The sequence below is a fragment of the Thiomicrospira sp. genome (genome assembly GCF_036568485.1).
In the GTDB taxonomy this organism is placed as follows: Bacteria; Pseudomonadota; Gammaproteobacteria; order Thiomicrospirales; family Thiomicrospiraceae; genus Thiomicrospira.
This window is the reverse complement of sequence record NZ_DATCSL010000080.1, coordinates 1-21922: the sequence shown is the minus strand read 5'-3', so window position 1 is coordinate 21922 and position 21922 is coordinate 1. Positions and strand designations below refer to the sequence as shown.

Here is a 21922-nt window from a genome sequence, read left to right as displayed (position 1 = left end):
TTGTTGGCGTCTTTGGTGCGCTCATAATTCGCCCAGAGCTTCAAGCGCATACTCTGCCGCCTGCTGCTCGGCTTTTCGCCGACTCGTATCGGTGGCTTCAAACTTGGTGTTAAGTTTAGACACATAACAAGCCACGGTAAAATGTTGGGCGTGTGCTGCACCATTTACACTAATAATACTGTATTCCGGCAAGGGTTCTTGGCGTGACTGCAACCACTCTTGCAAACGGGTTTTTGGATCTTTACCGACTTTTTTGGGATCTAATGCCTGCAAACGCTTTGCATAGATACGCTGAACAAAACCGCGACAGGCATCTAAACCGCCGTCTTTATAAATCGCCGCTATAATCGCTTCAACTGAGTCAGCAATAATCGAGTCACGTCGGTAACCACCACTTTTTAGCTCGCCCGGCCCCAAACTCAGATAAAGACTTAAATCGTATTCACGCCCAATTTCAGCTAGAGTTTCACCCTTAACTAAATGCGCGCGAATACGGCTTAAATCGCCTTCCGGCAACTTGGTAAACTGGTGAAACAAGATATCGGCGACCATAAAATTGACCAAACTGTCGCCCAAAAACTCAAGCCGCTCGTTATTTTTCGCCCCCAAGCTTCGATGAGTTAACGCTAAATTTAACCAACTTGAGTCGCTAAACTGATAGCCAAGCTTGTTGGATAACTCTTTGAGCTTGGCTTCTCTTTCAACATCCAAAGGCATTAGTTAATCCCCTTACCAATGCGATTAAAATGAATGCCATCATCCCAATTCATCCAAATACCAAACGCGCGACCCTTTAAGTTCTCATCCGGCACAAACCCCCAACTACGGCTGTCGGCGCTGTGGTCGCGATTATCCCCCATCGCAAAATAATGCCCTTCCGGTACGACAACAGTCGTTAAGGTTTGTCCGCTACGATCTGGATCAATCAAAATCTCATGTGTTAAATCATCCGTTAGCTGTTCTTTAAGCAATACCGCACCCGTCATTACCGAACCAGAATCTATTCCGACATAACGACCAATCGGCGTTTGATCCGCTAACTGACCATTAACATAAAGTTTTTTATCAACATAGCTGATTTCATCACCTGGCAGACCCACGATCCGCTTAATGTAATCCACGTTGGGATCAAGTGGATAACGGAAAACGACGACATCACCTCGCTCAGGTTCACCCAATGGTATCAGTTTATTCTGAATTACTGGCAACCGAATGCCATAAGCAAACTTGTTAACGACAATGAAATCGCCAATTTCAAGAGTCGGATACATGGAGCCAGATGGAATGCGGAAAGGTTCGATAATAAATGATCGCAAAACTAACACGATTAAAAACACCGGAAATAAAGAGCGCGAATATTCAATCAACATTGGCTCTTTTTGGGTGGTAGCTGACTCTAAACGTTTTTGACGCCAGACCAGTTTATCAACAAAGACGATCACCCCGGTCACCGCCGTAATAATGACCAAAATTAATTCAAAGTTCACTTATCCGATCCTCCGGTATTGAGTATGGCCATAAAGGCTTCTTGTGGCAGTTCAACGCGCCCGATGGTTTTCATGCGTTTCTTGCCTTCTTTTTGCTTCTCTAACAGTTTCTTTTTACGTGATACATCACCACCATAACACTTGGCTAATACGTTTTTACGCATGGCTTTGACATTGGTGCGGCCAATAATTTTACCGCCAATCGCGGCCTGAATCGCGACTTCAAACATTTGACGCGGAATAATATCTTTCAACTTTTCAATCATTTCTTTACCACGTGAAGCCGCGACTGAACGGTGGGTAATCATCGCCAAGGCATCGACCGGTTCGCCGTTGATCAAAAAATCAACGCGCACCAAGTCATCGGCCTGAAAACGCTTAAACTCATAGTCCATCGAGGCATAACCACGACTGGTGGATTTTAGACGATCAAAGAAATCCAGTACGACTTCATTCATCGGCATTTCAAAACTGATGGAAATCTGATTACCGGCATAACTCATGTTTTTTTGTACGCCACGTTTTTCGATGCAAAGCTTCATCACCGCACCGATATGCTCTTGCGGCACCAAAATATTGGCTTGAATAATCGGCTCACGAATTTCTTCAATCAAACTGACTTCTGGCAATTCAGATGGGTTGTCAATTTTGAGGATTTCGCCCTTCTTGGTTTTTAATTCATAAACTACCGTAGGCGCGGTGCTGATCAAGTCCAAGTTATATTCACGCTCTAAACGTTCTTGAACGATTTCCATATGTAGCATCCCCAAGAAACCACAGCGGAAACCAAAGCCTAACGCCTCAGAGGTTTCGGGTTCAAAATGCAGGGCGGCATCATTTAAGCGCAGCTTACGCAAGGCTTCACGTAAGTTTTCATAGTCTTCTGAGCTGATCGGAAATAAGCCTGCAAATACGCGAGGTTGTACAGGTTTAAAACCAGGCATACGTTCTTTAGCCGGGTTTTTAGCATCGGTTAGGGTATCGCCTACTGGCGCGCCATCAATATCCTTAATACCGGCAACCACATACCCTACTTCGCCCGCACTTAATGAATCTCGTGGCGTGCGTTTCGGTGTAAAAATCCCGACATCACCCACTTCGTGGTCTTCGCCTGTCGACATCACGCGCATTTTCATTTTTTTGCTAATTTTACCGTCTAATACACGTACTAATGAAACCACACCTAAGTAGCTGTCGAACCATGAGTCAATAATAAGGGCTTTTAATGGGCCATCTAAATCACCCACTGGAGCCGGCACACGCGCCACAATTTGTTCTAAAGTTTCTTTAATACCAATACCGGCTTTCGCACTGGCGTTAATCGCCTCATCTGCTTCGATACCGATAATTTCTTCAATTTCAGCTTTTACACGTTCGGGTTCGGCCGCTGGTAAGTCGATTTTATTCAGTACCGGAATCACTTCCAGGCCTTGTTCAATCGCAGTATAGCAATTCGCCACTGTTTGGGCTTCAACGCCTTGTGAGGCGTCCACCACCAATAGTGCCCCTTCACAAGCCGCAAGTGATCTCGATACTTCGTATGAGAAATCCACATGTCCCGGTGTATCAATGAAATTTAACTGATAAGTATTGCCATCGTCTGATGGAAACTGCAAAGTCACACTCTGGGCTTTAATCGTAATACCACGTTCACGTTCAATATCCATGGAGTCTAAAACTTGCATTTCCATTTCACGGTCTGTCAAGCCACCACAGAGGTGAATAAAACGATCGGCAATCGTTGATTTTCCGTGATCAATATGCGCAATAATTGAGAAATTACGAATATGTTTTATTGGTTGTGACATGCATACTCCAAAAACAGCCAGGTGTCGGATCAAATAATTCAAAAAAATAACAAGAAAAAAGGGTGCATCCGCACCCTTTTAAAGATTGTATCGTGTTCTGTTTTAGTCCACAGAGCGACACAAGGGCCGCTCGACTTTAAAATTGCGTGTATTTTACGCTAATTCTAAGACTCGCACCAGATAGATGCGGACTAATCCATAACCAAAGCTAAAAAGATTGAACGACCGCCTCGTACAACCCTGACCGGCATAGATTGGCCTTTTTTAGCATTGGACAAAACGGCATCGACATCTTTCACACTTCGAATCGGTTGGAAGTTAATACTCACCAACACATCGCCTTCTAAAATGCCATTTTTCTTAGCCAATCCATCCCCCACTTCGGCTACACCGACACCAAAGGGTAAATTTAAACGCTTAAGATCTTCATCACTAATTTCTTCTAACTGGGCATCTAACTTGGTACTGCGCGTCACGCCGGCTTTTTGGGGCAGGCCCGCCTGACTCGAATCGTCCAGCGCGGCTAAAGTAGTGGTTAAGGTCATACGCTTACCTTGACGCAATATCACAATTTCAACTACTTCGCCTAAAGGCGTAATACCCACTGCTGGTGGTAAATCAGTCGACTTTTCAATCACGGTACCATTGAAGCTTAAAATAATATCCCCCGATTCTAAGCCGGCCTTTTCTGCTGGCGTGTCTGGATAAGCTTGCGCTACCAAAGCCCCTTGTGGTTTTTCCATATCAAAAGAACGCGCTAAGTCACTCGTAACTTCTTGCACTTGCACACCCAAGAATCCACGCTCGACTTTACCGGTATTTTTTAGCTGGTCGACCACGTTCATCGCAATTTCTATCGGAATCGCGAATGACAAACCCATAAAACCGCCGCTCTGCGTAAAGATCTGGGCATTAATGCCAATCACTTCGCCATCAAGGTTAATCAGTGGGCCACCAGAGTTACCTGGGTTAATCGCGACGTCGGTTTGAATAAAGGGTACATAAGTGTCATCCGGCAGACTGCGCCCCTTAGCACTCACAATGCCTGCTGTGACGGTGTAATCCAACCCGAAAGGCGCACCAATGGCTAACACCCATTCGCCGACCTTTAAGTCTTCACTGCTCCCAGTGCGAACTACAGGCAAATCATCCGCCGAGACTTTAAGCAAAGCGACATCGGTACGTGGATCACTCCCTACCACTTCGGCTTTGTATTCCTGGCGATCATTTAATCTAACGGTGACTTGATCAGCTTCGGCTATCACATGGTGATTGGTCAAAATATAACCATCTTCACTGATAATAAAGCCCGAACCGACCGATTGAGAACGACGCTCAGGCCCTCGGTTGCCTCGCTCTGGGTCCATACCAAAAAAATGTCTTAAAAAATCATCCGGCAAGCCACGAAATTGGGGAGGCAGAGCTTCACGCCCAGAGCTCGCTTCAGTGCGTGTAGTACTAATATTCACAACTGCTTGATAATTTTGATCGACCAGTTGGGTAAAATCAGGTAAGCCGGCTGGATTGGCAAGACTTAAGGCTGGTATGGCTAACACAACCCAGGCAAACCAACTAAGTGTTTGTTTTTTCATATTTTACTCTCTTCTCCGTTTAGCATTTTGTTCAAAACAACACGCACCAATTTAGGTTGTAAAGGATGATGGTAATGTTTGACCCATCCCCAAGCGACGACTAACCCCACTAAACTACCGCTAATGGCGGCCATGTCTCCAGCATCCGGCCAGAATAATAAGGCCAATAAAGCCCCTGCAAACATACCGACCAAGGGTAATCCATAGGCCATAAAAGCTTGATGAATCAAGCTGTGCCCTTCTAACGCCAACTCAACCTGATCACCAGGCCTGGCATTGATATGATTTGGCAGTTTAAGCAAGGGTTGGCTGCTCATGGAAAACAAACGAGCTAAAGTACTCGTCCCACAGGTTTGTTCGGACTGACAGCCACCACAACCGGATTCTCGCTGGGTTCGGATATAAGCATAATGCTCTGATACCTCTTCTACTCGGCCATAAGCCACTAAGGTTTCACTTGAATGCATTTCTTTCCTTTGATCGCTGTTAAAGCGCGCTTATCAAGCCTAAATGTTAAAACAATATGCTACTATTAGTCGAATTATTCAAGGGTAAAGCGAGTTTTTTGTGTCAAACCATAATCTCAAGACCGATGTTTTAATCATTGGTAGCGGCATAGCCGGTTTATCACTGGCTTTAAAGCTCGCTCGTAAACACAATGTCATTGTACTGGCTAAGTCCTCCTTATCAGAAGGCAGCACCATGTACGCGCAAGGCGGCATTGCCGCTGTATTGGATCCATTTGATTCAGTTGATGCCCATATTAACGATACACTCAATGCGGGAGCAGGATTATGCGACCCGCAAGCTGTTAGATATGTCGCCGAAAATGCCTCAAAATCAATTGAAGAATTAATCACTCTAGGCGTCCCTTTCAGCCCAGCGGAAAGCCAAGCGGATTATCCCTTCCACCTAACACAAGAAGGTGGCCACAGTCACCGCCGTATTATTCACGCGGCTGATCATACGGGACACTCTGTTTTATCAACCTTGATCAAACGGGTAAAAGAACACCCTAATATCAAACTTTTGCCTAACCACATGACGGTCGACCTAGTTACCAGTGAAGACAAAACCCGCTGTGTGGGGGCATATGTATTAAACAAACAAAGCCGCAATATTTACAGCATTCAAGCTCCTTTTACCGTTTTAGCAACTGGCGGAGCAAGTAAAGCCTACCTTTATACTAGCAACCCCGATACCTCGACAGGAGATGGTATTGCGATGGCTTGGCGTGCTGGTTGCCGTGTCGGTAACTTGGAGTTTAATCAATTCCATCCAACCTGCTTATTTCATCCGCAAGATCGCTCTTTTCTCATCAGTGAAGCGGTGCGCGGTGAAGGTGGCATTTTACGCTTGCCAAATGGCGAGGCCTTTATGGCGAAATACGATGAACGAGCCGACTTAGCGCCACGTGATATTGTGGCCAGAGCGATTGATCAAGAAATGAAAGTTCACGGCATTGATTGTGTGTTTTTAGATATTACTCACAAACCTAAAGACTTTTTAAAACAGCATTTCCCTACGATTTATGGCCGCTGCAAAAAACTCGGCATTGATATCAGCAAACAACCAATTCCAGTAGTACCGGCTGCCCATTATACATGCGGCGGCATCGTCACCAATTTAAAGGGCGAAACCGATATTGCAGGACTATACGCCATTGGTGAAACAGCTTTTACTGGCTTACATGGTGCCAACCGCTTGGCCAGCAACTCTTTATTAGAAGGTTTAGTATTTGCCGAAGCCGCACGCCAGAGCATTGAAGCCATTAACATTGAGAACCTGGTCCAACCCGACCAGATTCCTGATTGGGACAGCAGTCGAGTCAGCGAAGCACGAGAGCGGATTTTAGTCGCTCACGACTGGGACGAATTAAGACGTGTAATGTGGGATTATGTTGGTATCGTTCGAACAGACAAACGTCTAAAACGTGCCGCACAACGTATTCGTAACTTGCAAAATGAAATTGCTGAGTTTTATTATCAGCACACGCTGGATAGCGATTTGCTTGAATTGCGTAATTTGGTCTTGGTTTCACAGTTGATGGTCACCAGCGCACAAAAACGCAAAGAAAGCCGAGGTTTACACTACAACCTAGACTATCCTAAAACCAAAAGCCGCTCCAAACCGACTATTTTGAAGCCTTTAAAAAGAAAAACCCAAGCGAAATAACTTGGGTTTTAAAAATCAAACACGAATGGTTCAGCTTTAACCGTTGCCTCGAATGGTGTGTGCATCGGCCGCTTCAATATCTTCGATAAGACCTTCACTCGCTAATTTATCGATATCAATCACAATTACCATGCGGCCTTTTTTAGCGGTGCCTTCTTGCTGATCTTTTTGCGGCGCACTGGAATTAAACACGGTCGTTAAACCTAAAATAAACTGGCTATCGATCGAAGCCGAAATATCCGGCGCCGCCTGTAAATTGGCTAAATCAAATTGCTGAACGTCCGAAACCGAGTCCACCACCAAGCCCATAATCCGTTCGCCCTGGTTAGTCAACACATGCACTACCACAACGACTGTGGTGACATCATAAGACACTTTCAGTTTAAACTTTTCACGCAAATCAATGATCGGCACAATCGTACCGCGTAAATCAACCACGCCTTTTACATAACTGGGCACATTCGGCAATGGATCCGGATTTTCCCAGCCGCGAATTTCTTGTACACGCAGAATTTCTACGGCGTATTCTTCTTTACCTAACTCAAAGGTTAAAAATTCTTTCTTATTTGTGGTCACCAGTTACTCCCAGTGTTGACTTATTTAGAAGCTAATATAGTCGCTAATATACTGGGCTACCCATAAAATTTCAATCAGATTCCGACATGCACCATTTAACCTAGCAGCATACTAGGGTATGATTTCAGGCCCAAACCATCAGGATTCGAAAGGAATAACCGTCATGAATAATTTATGGCACGATTTTTTGACCGAACAAAAAGCCCAATTTGATGACACTGGCGCCGTTAGTCAGTTTGAATTTCCCGAATTAGAGCGTGTACTTATCAAGCATGGTCCAGTCATGACCAGCTTGGCGCATCAAGCTTTAATACGCGTATCAGGTGAAGAAGCCCAAGCTTTTTTACAAGGTCAACTGAGTAATGACATCACCCAAGTGAACGAAGAATCCGCGCAGTTTTCTTCTTATAACGATCCGCAAGGCCAAGTGTTAGCTTTATTTTTGATCTTTATGCACGATGGCGACTATTTCCTAAGTTTTGACGGCTCATTACGCGAACCGATTCTAAAACGTTTACAAATGTTTGTGATGCGCTCCAAGGTGACCTTAGAAGAGATTTCAAATTCTTGGGTGCGTTTTGGTTTTGCCGGTCAGTTTGCCGACTTAGATATTCAGCGTCGCTTAGATACCAAAATCAAAAAAGAGTTTGCTTCCACTACGTCCAAAGAACCTGGCTTAGAATCCGTTCGAATTGTTAAAGTGCCCGGCCCTTTTCATCGTTACGAATTATTTGCACCGGCTGAACAAGCGATTGAAGCTTGGCGCAAATTGCGCTCAAATGGCGATGTCACCAATAGCTACGACTGGCGTTTGCTTAACATTGCTTCTGGTTTAGCTGAAGTGACCGCCGCCAATAGCGGAAAACACATAGCACAATTTCTTAACCTAGACAAAACTCAGGTAATCAACTTTAAGAAAGGTTGCTTCCCTGGACAAGAAATCATTGCGCGTTTGCATTATCGTGGCAAAGCCGCCAAACGTATGTTGCGTTTGCATCTAGATGAAGTCGTTGAGTTGAACAGCGGCGATGTGTTAGAAGTGATAGATTCAAACGAAAAGGTTCACAAGCTGGATGTGGTGTTATCCAACCCGGATATTTTTGAAGGCACGTTATGCTTGGTTATCGGCAGTTTACGTGCACTGGAAAAAGTCGAAGGCGACCTACACACACTAACAGGCGGATTGGTTAAAATCGAACCACTGCCTTATTTAATCACTGACGAAGATTAATCCTATCAACCACCAGGCCTGGTTGTTCTCCTCATACCAGGCCTGGTGCTTTCTAAAAGCGCTATTTTAGATTTAAGGCTTGGCGTAAACTCTTTGGCAAAACCAATACTCGCTTAGCACGTGTAATCGCCACATAAATCACATTTAAACCTTCGCGAAAACTCGGTTGTTTTGAGTCCGGCCATTCAAAATCCGACGCCAACACCACTTGATCAAACCCCAGCCCTTTTGCTTTATGCACCGTGCTTATAAACACATGCGCTTGCGCCGCATACGGAAACGCATTTTTACCTAACTGTTGAATTTTATTGAGGGTTTGCTCTTTATGGGTTTCGACAAATTTAATAATCGTTTTCCACTCTGACTTGTTGAGCTCCTCAGCCACCTCACTAAACTCTTGCCATGAGCCAAATAGACTTAACTCGGGCGACCTTGGCGCTTTTCGATCTCCCTGATATAAGCCATAGGCAGATGCAATTAAACGCGTAATCTGTTCCAGACCGCCATTAATACTGTAAGGAATGCCACGAGTTAAACAAAACTCTGCAACTTCAAACACTTTGGCATTAGTTCGACACATGACCGCGTAAGGCTGGTGTTTATCAAACCCCTGGTTAATTGGAAGATCTTGTCCTAAGCCGACAATTTTGCGGTTTTCCGTCACCTTTTGCAGTAATCGATTGGCCAGCTCTGAGATATGTTCGCCAAACCGAAAGGAATGCGTCAACGCATATTCTTTTAGGTCTAAGCCTTCCATGGTATTCACGGCATTTCGCCAAGCGTAAATTTCTTGATGTCGATCACCCACTAGGATTTTCTGGCAGGCCTGGTGGCGCATAATCGCCTGTAAAACCGGATTAGTATCTTGGGCTTCATCCAGCAAAATAACATCATAAGCCAGCTTTGGTTGGCGTAATTGAAACGCTTTAAGATAGGCATCGTGCGTCATTGCACAATCACAAGCCGGATCGAGCATGTTGTCGGCGAGCTGCTGGGTTATTTCGATAAGCTGCGCCACAAACAACGCCAGTTCTTGAGGACGCGCCGATTTCCCCCAATGCATCACTGCTTCGGGAATATGCGCTTCCATTACACGCAAATCGGCTGAGTTGAAATACTGAGCAAGGGTTTCACCAATCGCAATATTCACCTGAAAACGCGATCGACGAAACGGTCGCCAATGTTCAGGTTTACCAGAATGGATTTCTAAGTCTTGATAGGGTAAAAACGCGCCGCCGCGTTGAAGTTTATCTTTATAGCTAGGCTGAGACGCCATCATAAAACGATAAGCCAAACTGTGCGCCGTGCGACATTCGACCCAGTTAGGGAAAAGCTGACGTGCCTCATCGGCAATCGCTTTGTTAAACGCCAAATACAAAATGCGCTTATAAGTCAGATGCTCCGCCACACCTTTAAGGGTAGTGGTTTTTGATGCCCCTGCAAAGGCTGGCACTTTAAAGCTCTCGCCTCGTAAGGCGGCATCAATAATCAAGACCTGTTCCGGCGTGGCTTTATGTGGCCCAATTTGATAACCAGCGTTCATCCCAACATCGCATTTTCTATAAGGCTGCCCATTATGCGAACCACCTGTTATAAACGCAAGGGTTAAACAAAATTAAAGGCCACACAGCAAAAGCACCAGGCCTGATGCTATTCGAACTGTGTTTTATTTGGCCAGCGTAACGAACCAAAGATCATGCCAATAATGGCGGCAAAGAAACCAATAAAATGCGCTGGCAAACTCTCTTCTAGTGATGGAACCAACAACTCTAAAGCCAGCCAAACAATCACACCCAGCGTTATCCCTAAATAGGCACCTGCTGAACTCGCTCGTTTCCAGTAAAGTCCCGCTACCAAAGGTACAAACGCCACCACCAAGGTAATCTTGTAAGCATTCTCCACCATTTTATGAATCGACGTTTCTTGCTCTAAAGACCAAAGGGTGTAAATCGCGACCAATAAAGCAAACGCGACCACCACGCCGCGTGTCATCATTAATAAATAACGATCACTTAAGCCCGTAACAAAGCCTTTTAAAATGTTCTCAGAAATAATCACCGATGGCGCTAACATAGTCGCTGATGCGGTCGACATAATCACCGATAAAAGCGCGCCATAAAAAATCACCTGGGCAAATAATGGTAAATGTTGTTTAACCAACTGAGGCAACACTTGTTGACTATCCAGTTGCATATAATGGTTAACTAGGTCTGGATTAATTAAATAAGCCGAATAACCCAAAAAAATAGGCACGGCCGCAAACAATAAATACAACACACCACCGCCAACCGTGGCCCAAACCGCCACGTTTTCATTTTTAGAGGTGTTGGCTCGCTGAAACACATCTTGCTGAGCGAGTGATCCTAAACCCATCGTGAGCAACGCAGACATAAAAGCCAACATCGCAATGGCATTTAAATCCGGCAAAAAGTTAAACTTTTCAGCCTGAGCCGCATGTTCAATCACCGGCGCCACCCCACCTGTCATACCAGACAAATACCAAGCGATAAACAACAAACCCAACACAATCACAATCATTTGTACGAACGTGGTGACCGCCACCGACCACATACCACCAAATAAGGTGTAAATTAATACCACCGATGTACCTAACAAAATACCGTGAAATTGGCTAATGTAACCATCTGACAAGACATTAAACACAATACCTAATGCCATAATTTGAGCCGACACCCAACCTAAATAAGAAATCGCAATCGCAATCGAGGCAACCAACTCGGTTCGACGGTCAAAACGCACCCGGTAAAAATCACCCAATGTGAGTAAGTTCATTCGATACAGCTTGCGCGCTAAAAACAAACCAAACAAGATTAGGCATAAGGCCGCACCAAACGGATCAGCGATTAACGAACCTAAATCCCCTTCTAAAAACTCAGCCGGAATACCCAATACCGTCTCGGCACCAAACCAGGTAGCAAAGACCATGGCGGTCACCACCCAAATTGGTAAGCTTCGACCTGCGGATACATAATCACCCATGTTTTTAACTTTTGTGGCCGCATAGAGCCCTAAGCCAATCGAAGCTAACAAGTATAAAAATGTAAAGCTAATTAACATTGAAGGAGTCCTTCTTAAAAAGTGCTTGGATCAGAGCCATTTGGTCACTGTAAAAAATCGAAATATAGCAGACAACGTTCAAAACGAATAGCGGTTTTTAAACGCAGGGTATAAAAAAACCCTGTTAAGTAAACTTAACAGGGTTTCTATATATGGTGGGTCGTGTGCGACTCGAACGCACGACCAATTGGTTAAAAGCCAACTGCTCTACCAACTGAGCTAACGACCCTCGTTGATATGCGGCGTATTATACAGAGCTGGCGCGGCTTGGCAAGCTTTTTGGCGAATTTTTTTTGATTTTTTTAGAAGACTTAATTCGGTTAATCGAGCGCTAAACCATAAAGCTCGCTTAAGCCTATGAAACTTAATCGTTTATTAATCCGAAAATGAAAAACCCGAAGTTAAACTTTAACTATAACGTGTAGGATCAGGCACTCCGGCTTCAGCAAACCCTTGTTGACGCAAACGACAAGAATCACATTTGCCACAAGCTCGCCCTGCTGGATCCGCTTGATAACATGACACCGTAAGCGAATAATCCACACCCAGTTTCATACCCATATGAATGATCTGAGCTTTACTTAAGCTCATCAATGGCGTTTCAATCTTAATTAAATGACCTTCAACTGCCGTTTTGGTCGCTAGATTCGCCATCTTCTCAAACGCGGCGATATATTCAGGACGACAGTCTGGGTAACCTGAATAGTCGACCGAGTTAACACCAATAAAAATATGTTGAGCTTCCAACACCTCAGCGAGACCAAGGGCATAGGACAAAAATACCGTATTACGCGCTGGCACATAGGTCACTGGAATATCTGACCCCACCCCATTCACTGGTACATCAATTTTATTATCGGTTAATGCAGAACCGCCAATCGCAGCCATATTCATTTGCATGACACGGTGCGTTTTAGCACCATATTGGGCGGCAAGTCGTTCGGCCGCTTGCAACTCAACCTGGTGGCGCTGACCATAGTCAAAACTCAAGGTGTGACATTCATAACCATGCGCATGGGCATGTGCCAGTACCGTTACTGAGTCCAAACCACCCGACAACAAAACGACAGCTCGCTCATGACCCATATTAATTACCTGAATTAAAGCGCTCTAAACGACGCACAGCACTCTTAGCTGAACGTGATTCTGGCGCTTGTTCTACCAGTTTTTCGTATAACTGTTTAGCCTCGTCAAGGCGGTTAAGCCCGACCAAACTGTCAGCGCCTCGCAACATCGCATCTTCAACTTTATTGCTGTTCGCATGCTGCTTTAACACGGTATCAAATGCAGCATAAGCGTTGGCAAAATCCTGCTTAATTAAATAAGCTTCACCCAACCAATAATGACCATTGCTAGCTAGGCTCGATTCAGGAAAGTCTTTAACGAATTGCTTTAAAGCTTGAATGGATTCGTCATATTTGCCTTCTCTTAACAAGTTAAAAGCTTTATCGTAAGCTGACTTGGCATTAGCTGTGTTTTGCGAAGCTTCATTGCTTACAACGGGTGTGGTCGTCGCCGATTCTGTTTTCGTAGAGACAACCGCTGAGCCCACTTGCGGTGTTAATTCCGCTGACACGTTTTGTTTGGGTAGGGTTTCAAGCTTATTCAGACGTTCATCCATTTCCTCATAAGATTGAGACAGTTTAGACTCTAAGGTTTGAACCTGACGCACTAAACGATCTACTTGATCGTAAAGTGACTGAATCTCGCGCTGCTGATCATTCATACGTTGAGAATGTTGCAGCAATACTGGATTGCTTGATATGCGCTCTAAGCGCTCAACACGCTGCTCAAGGCTCTGAGCAAAACTGGTCGAACTGAATAGGACCAAAGCCACAAAGCCGGCTTGGATAAATTTCACTTGATGCTTAAATTCTTGCATGATGATCACTTTAAACCTTAATTAAAACGTAATTCTACACGACGGTTTTTATCCCAAGCCGACTCATCATGACCTAACTCAGCTGGTTGCTCTTCACCAAAGCTAATAACCGTAATACGATCACTATTTACACCATATAACATCATGACTTCCGCTGCTGATTTCGCACGCTTCTCACCTAATGCTAGATTATAAGAAGGGCTGCCACGTTCATCCGTGTGGCCTTCTAAACTAAGCAACAATCTTGGGTTTTCTAACATTTGATTGGCATAATATTTCAACGTTTGCATCGAATCCTCATCAATCGCAAACTGATCATAACCAAAGTAAATAACAGGAGAAAATTCTCGAATCGCTTCATCGGCTAAAAGATCACCAATTTCTCCTTGTATCAAGGTTTCACCCTCTAAACCCTGCGAGTCGCTTAAAGACAAAACTTCTACACCTTCATCCGCTGATTGTTGATTTCGATCTAACAAGCCCGCATCGCTTGTACGTCGATCATCGGTTGATGCTCCATCCACACCGGGCATGGTAGTACAAGCCGTTAAAGAGCCCAGCAACAATCCCGTCAACACTATCTTAGTTAAGCGCATTTGTTTCAATCCTTTTTTAAATACAAGTTCATTGAATTTTGATTATTTGTTTGGTTGTACACGATAAGGCCCCCACGCAGGCTCTCTTACCTGCCCGTCCTCGACACTCAAAATTTGCGAAGCGCGTCCATCAACCGAAACGACCGCCAACTGACCTTTATTATTGCGGTTCATTGCATACACAATCATATCGCTATTAGGTGCAAAACTTGGCGACTCGCCTAAAAAAGCATCGGTTAACACATTAAACTCATTGGTATATAAATCTAATAAGCCGACATTAAAACCATTATTAGAATGTACCATGGCTAAATAACGGCCATTTGGTGATGTCTCGGGGTTAGCATTGTAATTACCCTGAAATGAAATGCGGGTCACATTACCGGAATCTAGCTCCATTTTAAATATTTGAGGCTGACCGCGACGGTCCGAATTAAAGTAAAGCGACTTACCATCTATCGACCACGCGGCTTCGGTTTCGATTGCCCAATGACGTGTTACTTTACGTAACGCCTTGGTTTGCAAATTCATAATAAAAACATCCGCATTGCCATCTTTTGACAAAGTAATCGCCAAACTCTTACCATCCGGAGACCAACTGGGGGCGCTATTAATGCCTGGGAAATCGGCCAAAACTTCTCTATTTGAGCCATCCAAGTTTTGTACGACAACATTTGAACGTCCAGTCTCAAATGAGACATACGCCAATTTACGGCCATCGGGTGACCAACTTGGCGACATGATCGGCATTTTTGATCGCAACAAGGGTTGCGGGTTATGCCCATCAGAATCTGAAACTTCTAGAGTGTAATGCCGTTCATCTCCACGAACTTTCATCGTCACATAAGCCAAACGTGTGTTAAACGCACCAGGAATTCCGGTTAGCTCAAGGTATATTTCATCCGACATTTGGTGCGCCACCTGACGCAATTGCTGGCGCGGCACATCACGCCAACGCTTACCAATCACCTGCTTACGTCGCAACACATCAACCAAACGCATTTCAACATCATAAAGGCCATTTGGGCGCGGTGTTATATGCCCCATAATCAAGTGATCAACGTCTTTAGAGCGCCACTGTTCAAATATGATATCTTCAACTTGGGTCGGTCTAGAGGGTAAGACATTTTTATCCAAAGGCGAAAAACGGCCACTACGACGCAAGTTATGACTCACAATAGCGGAAATATCTTCAGGAATGCTAGTCGAACCCTCAACTTGAAAGGGTATGACCGCAATGGGTAGCGCATTTTCATAACCTTCGCTGATTTCAATCACTAGATTGGCCTGAACAACATGGGGTATCAGTCCCAAGCTAAAAAATAACAAGGTTATAAGTGACTTTTTGATCTGAAATACTGATTTCATAATTAACCTGGTAAGTTTTAAGGTTTAAAAACAAAGCGTATATTACGCTCGAATAGTTCTTCTACTGGCGGCTTAGGCAAAGGCTGTGCTCTTAATACCGCACTTTCGGCCGCTTGTTTAAACTGGTCAGTGGCTTGAGCGTTGCAATTCTCAGTTTTTACACTCGACACATTGCCATTTGGCGTTTGGGTAATAACCAACTCGCACTGAGCCTGTTCTGAAATATTCGCGGGCGTACGCCAATTTTCACGCACTTTTGCCGAAATAGACGAAATATAGGTTTCTCGTAAGCTCAATAACTCACGTTGACGCGCCGCTTCACGCTGTTTAGCGGCCTCTTCTTCTGCTAGTTTTTTAACCAAGGCCTCTTGCTCCAATTGCTCACGCATTAAGCGTGCCGCTAAAGCTTCCGCCTCCAGTTGGCGTTTTTGGGCTTCTTTTTGTTTAACTTCTTCAGTAATTGCCTGTTGACGAGCACGTTCTTTTTCAGCTTGAATTTGTGCTTCTCGCTGTAATGCTTCCAACTCCTTCAAACGCTGTTCTTCAGCCTGACGCTGTTTAGCGGCGGCCTGGGCAATTTCTCGTGCCTGCTGTTCAGCTTGTTGACGACGAAGTTCCGCTTCTTGCGCTACTTTACGAGCTTGCTCGGCTTGACGCTTCGCTTCGGCGGCACGCTGGCGCTCCGCCTCTTGACGTTGACGTTCAATATCGGCTTGACGACGTGCTTCTTCTGCTAAGCGCGTTTCAGCTTCTTGGTCACGACGCAATTCGGCTAAACGTTGTTCATTACGTCTCGCTTCAGCCGCTAAACGTTCCTGCTCTTTGCGACGTGCCTCTTGTTCAGCCTTTATACGCTCAACTTGCTGCTGAACAACTTGCTGGTCAACTGCAAAGGTTTGCAGCGGCTCATTTTGCACCACTTCATTAATTTCAGTTTGTCCATCAGACGACATATTAATTTTTAACGCATCAGTTTGCTTAAACCAATTATTGGTAATCAACACGCCTAAGGTTAAATGCAGAACAACCGCTAACGAAACAGCAATCGGATGACGTTTAACGAATAAAATCATTGTCGCTCCTCTGGCTGTGTAATCAGTGAAACGTTTGGTACGCCATTGTTTTTCAGCACAACAAACAAATGCACGACCCGACCGTAAGGTGCTTCGCGATCACCCTGCAAATAAACCGGTAAGCGTTCATCAATCTGTGTACGCGCCACGACTTCAGCCACCAAGCCCTCCACTTCAGACTGCGTTAATACTACGTCTGGAGCTTCACTGGTTTTATACTGGCCGTCTTTTGTAATCGTAATCACAAACGGAGTGACTGGCTTCACGCTGTCGGCCGATTCTTTCACTTCTGGCGCTTGGGGTAACTCAACCGTCACGGCCTGCTGCACAATGGGAGCGGTCACCATAAAAATAATCAACAAAACCAAGGTGACATCAATATAAGGCACCACGTTGATTTCAGCCATTAAACGCCGCTTATCACGCGCAGTTCGAAATCCTTGCTGCATAACCCTTCCCTTGCCTCTACTGAGTTTCTAAACTCGATTTAATCAGTAATTTATTTAGACGATACATGTGCTTGACGCTGTAAGATCGTTAAAAACTCCTCAGCAAAGCTTTCATAACGACTCAATAACTTATCGACTTTATTGGTTAAGTTATTATAAAAAATAACCGCCGGAATCGCGGCAAACAAGCCAATACCGGTGGCTAACAGCGCCTCTGCAATCCCGGGTGCAACCGCTGATAAAGTCGCATTTGGCGTATCACCCAACCCTTGGAAAGCGTGCATTACGCCAACAACCGTACCAAACAAACCAATATAAGGGGCAGAAGATCCGACTGTGGCAAGAATTGATAAACGATTTTCTAGCTTATCGACTTCTTTGTTAAACGCGATACGCATGGTGCGCTGAGAGGCTGATACCAAGTCAGAAGCTTCTTTTACACCTTGGTTCTTTAAACGAACAAACTCCTGAAAACCAGCTTCGAAAATGGCGTGCAGTCCTCGAGTGTTATCACCGTAAGCGCCCATATTGTTATACATGCGGCTTAAATCTTCAGACTCCCAAAAATCATCTTGAAATTGTTTAACCAATGAATTTGCTTTATGAACTTCGTAAGATTTGGCCAACGCCACCGACCAAGCCAATAATGACATAAAAACCAATATAGCCATGACCGCTTGCACAATAGGGCTCGCCATAACGACTAAATCTAGCATCGACTGATCGTACATCTGTATTATTCCTTTTCTGTGTAATCTAAACCTAAGTGTTCGTATGCGCGCTTAGTCGCAATACGTCCCCTTGGAGTTCTTATTAAAAATCCTTGTTGAACCAAAAATGGTTCGATGACATCTTCAATCGTGCCACGCTCTTCGCCTACCGAGGTCGCCATACTGTCTATTCCGACCGGGCCACCATCAAAATGGCCAATAATCGTTTCGAGTAAACGACGGTCCATTTTATCGAGTCCTAACAGGTCAACTTCAAGCAAATTTAATGCCGCATTCGCGATTTTTTGATCTATCACGCCGCGACCTTCCACCTGAGCAAAGTCTCGCACTCGTCGTAATAAACGATTGGCAATTCGTGGCGTGCCTCTTGAGCGCTGCGCAACTTCACGTGCGCCTAATTCATCTGACTGAATGCCTAAAATATTGGCCGATCGAGTCACAATTTGCGTGAGCTCATCAACCGAATAAAATTCCAAACGTTGTACGATACCAAAACGATCACGCAAGGGCGATGTCAATAAACCCGCACGCGTTGTAGCACCCACTAAAGTAAAAGGCGGCAAATCAATCTTTACACTGTGCGCTGCTGGGCCTTCACCGATTAAAATATCCAGTTGGAAATCTTCCATCGCCGGATACAAAATTTCTTCCACAATCGGGCTTAAACGGTGAATTTCATCCACAAACAACACATCATTTGGCTCTAAACGTGTCAAAATCGCAGCTAAATCACCCGGCTTATCTAATACTGGACCCGATGTTTGACGCAAAGTCGCGCCCATTTCTTGCGCCACAATATTCGCTAAGGTGGTTTTACCCAGGCCTGGTGGCCCGTAAAGCAATACGTGATCTAAATGTTCCTGACGCATTTTGGCCGCGTTTATAAACATACTTAACTGTTCGCGCACCGTCACTTGACCAATATAGTCCTGCATAATTTGCGGGCGAATTTTGGGCAGCACGTATAAATCGTCATCCTGCTCCTGATTGCCGATTATGCGATCAGTTTCGATCATATTTTCACCTGTTGTAATGCCCGTTTAATCAGGACTTCTAAACTCAGTCCTTCTTCATAGACACTTTTAATAAGTGTCTCAGCTTGAGATTCTTTGTACCCCAAGGATACCAAAGCGGATACCGCAGAATGTGAATGTGATGTGACGACCAGGCCTGGTGCTGATTTGTCGGTTTTATTGGTTTGAATATTCGCCATTTGCCAATTTTTTAAACGATCGCGCATTTCAATAACAAGGCGTTCGGCAGTCTTCTTGCCAATGCCCGGCACCTTTGATAAAGCGGCAGTATTAGCGGCATTCACATGCGCACAAAACTCCTCGACCGATTGGCTAGATAAAATCCCTAGCGCCATTTTGGCACCAATACCACTGACTTTAATTAACTCTCGAAACAAGGCACGCTCTTGCTCGGTGACAAAGCCAAACAACAGCATGGCATCTTCGCGCACATGCATGTGGGTTAAAATCTGCACTTCTGAACCCAATTCTTTTAATGCATAAAAGCTCGACATGGGCGCTTCGACTTCATAACCCACACCTTGTACATCAATCACCAATAATGGCGGTTGTTTAACCACTAGCTGGCCGCGTAAAAATCCGATCATGCTGAGTATCTCTGTATCATTCTACTGCTCACATTTATGCGATTAACTAAAGTGGGTGCCTTTTGATAGGCTTTGTGGATCAATACCCAGGCTTAAATAACGGTCATGACACAAGGCACAAGCTAATGCATCCGCCGCATCTTCTTGCGGCACCTCGGTTAAACGTAACAGTTGTTTAACCATAAATTGCACCGCTTCTTTACCCGCGTGACCTTGCCCCACAATCGTGCTTTTAATTTGCGTGGGTGTGTATTCAATAATAGGGATATTTTTAATTGCCGCGGCACACAAAATGACGCCGCGTGCTTGGCCCAATTTGATCGCCGAGTTGGGATTTTTATGCACAAAGACTTTTTCGATTGCCATCATAGATGGCTGATATTGATCAATCAATTGACCGACTGATTCGAATATATTTTTTAACCTTTCTGCGCCACTGAATTTTTCGACTCGGATCACACCACTGACAACATAAGTTGGATGATATCGACCGGACTCAATTAAACCAAATCCAGTTTTACGTGACCCCGGATCGATACCTAATATGCGCTGGGTAACTTTCAAGCCTGCGCTCATGTTTAATCGGCGGCCATTAATTGCGCCATAACTTCGTCCGACAATTCCATATTGCTATAGACTCGCTGCACATCGTCCAAATCTTCAAGCATATCAATCAGCTCCATCACTTTTTGAGCGTCCTCAAAGTCTAAAGCTACCTTAATATCTGATTCCATGTGCACATCCGCTTCACTGGGTTCATAACCGGCTTTAACTAAAGCATCTGTAACGGTATGAAAATCTTCCGCTGGCGTAACAACATCCACACTGCTGTCATCATTAACAATCACATCATCCGCACCGGCCTCAATCGCCGCTTCCATCACAGACTCTTCATCTAAGCCTGGTTCAAAACTGATGACGCCTTGCTTATTAAACATATAAGAGACCGAACCATCTGTGCCCAGATTGCCGCCTTTTTTACTAAAGGCATGACGCACTTCTGACACGGTGCGATTGCGATTATCCGTTAAACAATCTACCATCACCGCCACGCCAGCTGGGGCGTAACCTTCATAACGAATTTCTTCGTAATCATCGCCTTCTTGATTACCCGCACCGCGGGCAATGGCTTTATCAATCGTGTCACGTTTCATGTTTTCGCGTAAAGCTTTATCGACGGCGGCACGTAAACGCGGATTATCTTCAGGGTAAGGCCCGCCGGCTTTCGCCGCCACTACTAGTTCACGAATCAGCTTGGTAAACACCTTACCTTTTTTAGCGTCTTGGCGAGCTTTACGGTGTTTAATGTTTGCCCATTTACTATGTCCAGCCATGCTTCCCTCTTAATTTTTTTGATTAACCAAACCGATTTGACGCGAGAAGGTCAGCATTTTATCCAAAGACCCTAAGGCTTTTTGACGAATCGATTCGTCAATTTCAATCGTTTGATCCAGTTTCTCTAAACTATCCGCTAAATTCTGTAGGCCGTTCATTGCCATCCACGGACAATGTGCACAACTGATGCACTGGGTGGTTTTTGAGTCAGTCGGTGCCACAATTAATTTTTTGTGTGGCGCGAGTTGGCGCATCTTATAAAAAATGCCGTGATCTGTTGCCACAATAAAGGTTTCATCCGGCAGAGTTTGCACCGCATTAATTAAAACCTTCGTTGAACCGACCACATCCGCCAAGGCCACCACCGCTTCAGATGATTCAGGATGCACCAATAATTTGGCTTCAGGGTGTTCGCGTTTTAATTGCTCAAGTTCGAAGGCTTTAAACTCATCATGAACAATACAATGCCCCATCCAACGCAGCATCTCTATACCAGTTTCTTTTTCGATCCAGTTACCCAGGTGCTGATCCGGTGCCCAGATAATTTTCTCGCCTTTGGCTTTAAGATGGTTCACTATCTGCAACGCATTACCCGATGTCACCACCCAATCGGCAATCGCTTTGACCGCCACACTGGTGTTGGCATACACCACCACCGTATGATCCGGATGTTGCGCACAAAACGCGGCAAATTCCTCCGCCGGACAACCGACATCTAAAGAGCAGGTTGCATTAAGGTCCGGCATGATTACGGTCTTTTCCGGACTCAATAGCTTAGAGGTTTCACCCATAAACCGCACACCACACACCACCAATACATCCGCATCTGACTGCGCACCAAAGTTGGCCATTTCCAACGAATCCGCCACTATGCCGCCGGTTTCTTCCGCCAAGGCTTGAAGATCGGCATCGACATAATA

Annotated in this window: 22 protein-coding genes and 1 tRNA gene; 2 read left to right on the top strand and 21 right to left on the bottom strand. The window is 44.9% G+C overall.

The genetic code is table 11. From position 1 onward, the window contains the following. Positions 1 to 21: 21 nt before the first annotated feature. From rnc to VIM91_RS08100, 5 genes are all read right to left on the bottom strand, one after another. Positions 22 to 717, bottom strand: coding sequence for a ribonuclease III (gene rnc, locus VIM91_RS08120; RefSeq protein WP_331864322.1), 696 nt, complete (start codon positions 715 to 717; stop codon positions 22 to 24). Continuing rightward, on the bottom strand, positions 717 to 1487 hold the full coding sequence (gene lepB, locus VIM91_RS08115) for a signal peptidase I (RefSeq protein ID WP_331864321.1): 771 nt from the start codon (positions 1485 to 1487) through the stop codon (positions 717 to 719). Before lepB ends, rnc begins: the two co-directional genes overlap by 1 nt. After that, on the bottom strand, positions 1484 to 3295 hold the full coding sequence (gene lepA / locus VIM91_RS08110; RefSeq protein ID WP_331864320.1) for a translation elongation factor 4: 1812 nt from the start codon (positions 3293 to 3295) through the stop codon (positions 1484 to 1486). The genes lepB and lepA overlap by 4 nt, the downstream gene beginning before the upstream one ends. 191 nt (positions 3296 to 3486) lie before the next feature. Next, positions 3487 to 4887 (bottom strand): DegQ family serine endoprotease, encoded by a 1401-nt coding sequence (locus VIM91_RS08105; protein WP_331864319.1) that lies wholly within the window; start codon positions 4885 to 4887, stop codon positions 3487 to 3489. Further along, complete coding sequence (locus tag VIM91_RS08100; protein ID WP_331864318.1) at positions 4884 to 5354, bottom strand: SoxR reducing system RseC family protein; 471 nt, start codon at positions 5352 to 5354, stop codon at positions 4884 to 4886. The genes VIM91_RS08105 and VIM91_RS08100 overlap by 4 nt, the downstream gene beginning before the upstream one ends. A gap of 100 nt (positions 5355 to 5454) precedes the next feature. Between VIM91_RS08100 and nadB the strand changes: the two genes are divergently transcribed. Further along, positions 5455 to 7062, top strand: a complete 1608-nt coding sequence (gene nadB, locus VIM91_RS08095; RefSeq protein WP_331864317.1) for an L-aspartate oxidase — start codon at positions 5455 to 5457, stop codon at positions 7060 to 7062. A 36-nt stretch (positions 7063 to 7098) separates the two neighbouring features. Here the strand turns inward: nadB and VIM91_RS08090 are convergent, their stop codons facing one another. Then, a complete protein-coding gene (locus VIM91_RS08090) occupies positions 7099 to 7638 on the bottom strand; it encodes a chemotaxis protein CheW (protein ID WP_331864316.1) in 540 nt (179 codons plus the stop codon). Between the two features lie 163 nt (positions 7639 to 7801). On the opposite strand from VIM91_RS08090, the gene VIM91_RS08085 reads away from it, so the two are divergent. Beyond that, positions 7802 to 8869 carry a folate-binding protein gene (locus VIM91_RS08085; protein ID WP_331864315.1) on the top strand — a complete coding sequence of 356 codons (1068 nt, stop codon included), beginning with the start codon at positions 7802 to 7804 and terminating at the stop codon, positions 8867 to 8869. A 61-nt stretch (positions 8870 to 8930) separates the two neighbouring features. On the opposite strand, the gene VIM91_RS08080 is transcribed toward VIM91_RS08085, so the two are convergent. The 15 genes from VIM91_RS08080 to nadA all read right to left on the bottom strand — a co-directional run. Continuing rightward, positions 8931 to 10412, bottom strand: coding sequence for a 3'-5' exonuclease (locus VIM91_RS08080; protein WP_331864314.1), 1482 nt, complete (start codon positions 10410 to 10412; stop codon positions 8931 to 8933). A 107-nt stretch (positions 10413 to 10519) separates the two neighbouring features. Continuing rightward, entirely contained in the window at positions 10520 to 11947 is a 1428-nt protein-coding gene (locus VIM91_RS08075) for a sodium:solute symporter family protein (RefSeq protein WP_331864313.1), read from the bottom strand. A 153-nt stretch (positions 11948 to 12100) separates the two neighbouring features. Further along, positions 12101 to 12176: transfer RNA gene (locus VIM91_RS08070), tRNA-Lys, on the bottom strand. Between the two features lie 179 nt (positions 12177 to 12355). Then, positions 12356 to 13033, bottom strand: a complete 678-nt coding sequence (gene queC / locus VIM91_RS08065; RefSeq protein WP_331864312.1) for a 7-cyano-7-deazaguanine synthase QueC — start codon at positions 13031 to 13033, stop codon at positions 12356 to 12358. 1 nt (position 13034) lies between these two features. Continuing rightward, positions 13035 to 13829 (bottom strand): tol-pal system protein YbgF, encoded by a 795-nt coding sequence (gene ybgF / locus VIM91_RS08060; protein ID WP_331864311.1) that lies wholly within the window; start codon positions 13827 to 13829, stop codon positions 13035 to 13037. A gap of 17 nt (positions 13830 to 13846) precedes the next feature. After that, complete coding sequence (locus tag VIM91_RS08055) at positions 13847 to 14425, bottom strand: OmpA family protein (protein ID WP_331864310.1); 579 nt, start codon at positions 14423 to 14425, stop codon at positions 13847 to 13849. A gap of 42 nt (positions 14426 to 14467) precedes the next feature. Further along, a complete protein-coding gene (gene tolB / locus VIM91_RS08050; protein ID WP_331864309.1) occupies positions 14468 to 15793 on the bottom strand; it encodes a Tol-Pal system beta propeller repeat protein TolB in 1326 nt (441 codons plus the stop codon). 17 nt (positions 15794 to 15810) lie between these two features. Then, on the bottom strand, positions 15811 to 16866 hold the full coding sequence (tolA, locus tag VIM91_RS08045) for a cell envelope integrity protein TolA (protein WP_331864308.1): 1056 nt from the start codon (positions 16864 to 16866) through the stop codon (positions 15811 to 15813). Then, positions 16863 to 17315: an ExbD/TolR family protein gene (locus tag VIM91_RS08040; protein WP_331864307.1), complete on the bottom strand. Its 453-nt coding sequence runs from the start codon at positions 17313 to 17315 to the stop codon at positions 16863 to 16865. The genes tolA and VIM91_RS08040 overlap by 4 nt, the downstream gene beginning before the upstream one ends. Before the next feature lie 50 nt (positions 17316 to 17365). Next, on the bottom strand, positions 17366 to 18046 hold the full coding sequence (gene tolQ, locus VIM91_RS08035) for a protein TolQ (RefSeq protein WP_331864306.1): 681 nt from the start codon (positions 18044 to 18046) through the stop codon (positions 17366 to 17368). A gap of 5 nt (positions 18047 to 18051) precedes the next feature. Next, on the bottom strand, positions 18052 to 19062 hold the full coding sequence (ruvB, locus tag VIM91_RS08030) for a Holliday junction branch migration DNA helicase RuvB (protein WP_331864304.1): 1011 nt from the start codon (positions 19060 to 19062) through the stop codon (positions 18052 to 18054). Next, positions 19059 to 19667, bottom strand: a complete 609-nt coding sequence (gene ruvA / locus VIM91_RS08025) for a Holliday junction branch migration protein RuvA (RefSeq protein WP_331864303.1) — start codon at positions 19665 to 19667, stop codon at positions 19059 to 19061. Before ruvA ends, ruvB begins: the two co-directional genes overlap by 4 nt. Before the next feature lie 42 nt (positions 19668 to 19709). Next, positions 19710 to 20243, bottom strand: a complete 534-nt coding sequence (gene ruvC / locus VIM91_RS08020; RefSeq protein ID WP_331864302.1) for a crossover junction endodeoxyribonuclease RuvC — start codon at positions 20241 to 20243, stop codon at positions 19710 to 19712. A 2-nt stretch (positions 20244 to 20245) separates the two neighbouring features. Further along, entirely contained in the window at positions 20246 to 21001 is a 756-nt protein-coding gene (locus VIM91_RS08015; RefSeq protein WP_331864301.1) for a YebC/PmpR family DNA-binding transcriptional regulator, read from the bottom strand. Between the two features lie 9 nt (positions 21002 to 21010). Next, positions 21011 to 21922: quinolinate synthase NadA (gene nadA / locus VIM91_RS08010; RefSeq protein ID WP_331864300.1), on the bottom strand; the 912-nt coding region annotated here is incomplete at its 5' end.

Excerpts from the sequence above, each read along its gene's own strand:
- lepA (WP_331864320.1), bottom strand. The coding sequence starts at position 3,295 with ATGTCACAACCAATAAAACATATTCGTAATTTCTCAATTATTGCGCAT.
- tolB (WP_331864309.1), bottom strand. The coding sequence starts at position 15,793 with ATGAAATCAGTATTTCAGATCAAAAAGTCACTTATAACCTTGTTATTT.
- VIM91_RS08040 (WP_331864307.1), bottom strand. The coding sequence starts at position 17,315 with ATGCAGCAAGGATTTCGAACTGCGCGTGATAAGCGGCGTTTAATGGCT.
- VIM91_RS08105 (WP_331864319.1), bottom strand. The coding sequence starts at position 4,887 with ATGAAAAAACAAACACTTAGTTGGTTTGCCTGGGTTGTGTTAGCCATA.
- VIM91_RS08075 (WP_331864313.1), bottom strand. The coding sequence starts at position 11,947 with ATGTTAATTAGCTTTACATTTTTATACTTGTTAGCTTCGATTGGCTTA.
- ruvB (WP_331864304.1), bottom strand. The coding sequence starts at position 19,062 with ATGATCGAAACTGATCGCATAATCGGCAATCAGGAGCAGGATGACGAT.
- queC (WP_331864312.1), bottom strand. The coding sequence starts at position 13,033 with ATGGGTCATGAGCGAGCTGTCGTTTTGTTGTCGGGTGGTTTGGACTCA.
- VIM91_RS08080 (WP_331864314.1), bottom strand. The coding sequence starts at position 10,412 with ATGAACGCTGGTTATCAAATTGGGCCACATAAAGCCACGCCGGAACAG.
- tolQ (WP_331864306.1), bottom strand. The coding sequence starts at position 18,046 with ATGTACGATCAGTCGATGCTAGATTTAGTCGTTATGGCGAGCCCTATT.
- ybgF (WP_331864311.1), bottom strand. The coding sequence starts at position 13,829 with ATGCAAGAATTTAAGCATCAAGTGAAATTTATCCAAGCCGGCTTTGTG.
- VIM91_RS08055 (WP_331864310.1), bottom strand. The coding sequence starts at position 14,425 with ATGCGCTTAACTAAGATAGTGTTGACGGGATTGTTGCTGGGCTCTTTA.
- ruvC (WP_331864302.1), bottom strand. The coding sequence starts at position 20,243 with ATGAGCGCAGGCTTGAAAGTTACCCAGCGCATATTAGGTATCGATCCG.
- VIM91_RS08085 (WP_331864315.1), top strand. The coding sequence starts at position 7,802 with ATGAATAATTTATGGCACGATTTTTTGACCGAACAAAAAGCCCAATTT.
- VIM91_RS08100 (WP_331864318.1), bottom strand. The coding sequence starts at position 5,354 with ATGCATTCAAGTGAAACCTTAGTGGCTTATGGCCGAGTAGAAGAGGTA.
- VIM91_RS08015 (WP_331864301.1), bottom strand. The coding sequence starts at position 21,001 with ATGGCTGGACATAGTAAATGGGCAAACATTAAACACCGTAAAGCTCGC.
- ruvA (WP_331864303.1), bottom strand. The coding sequence starts at position 19,667 with ATGATCGGATTTTTACGCGGCCAGCTAGTGGTTAAACAACCGCCATTA.
- tolA (WP_331864308.1), bottom strand. The coding sequence starts at position 16,866 with ATGATTTTATTCGTTAAACGTCATCCGATTGCTGTTTCGTTAGCGGTT.
- rnc (WP_331864322.1), bottom strand. The coding sequence starts at position 717 with ATGCCTTTGGATGTTGAAAGAGAAGCCAAGCTCAAAGAGTTATCCAAC.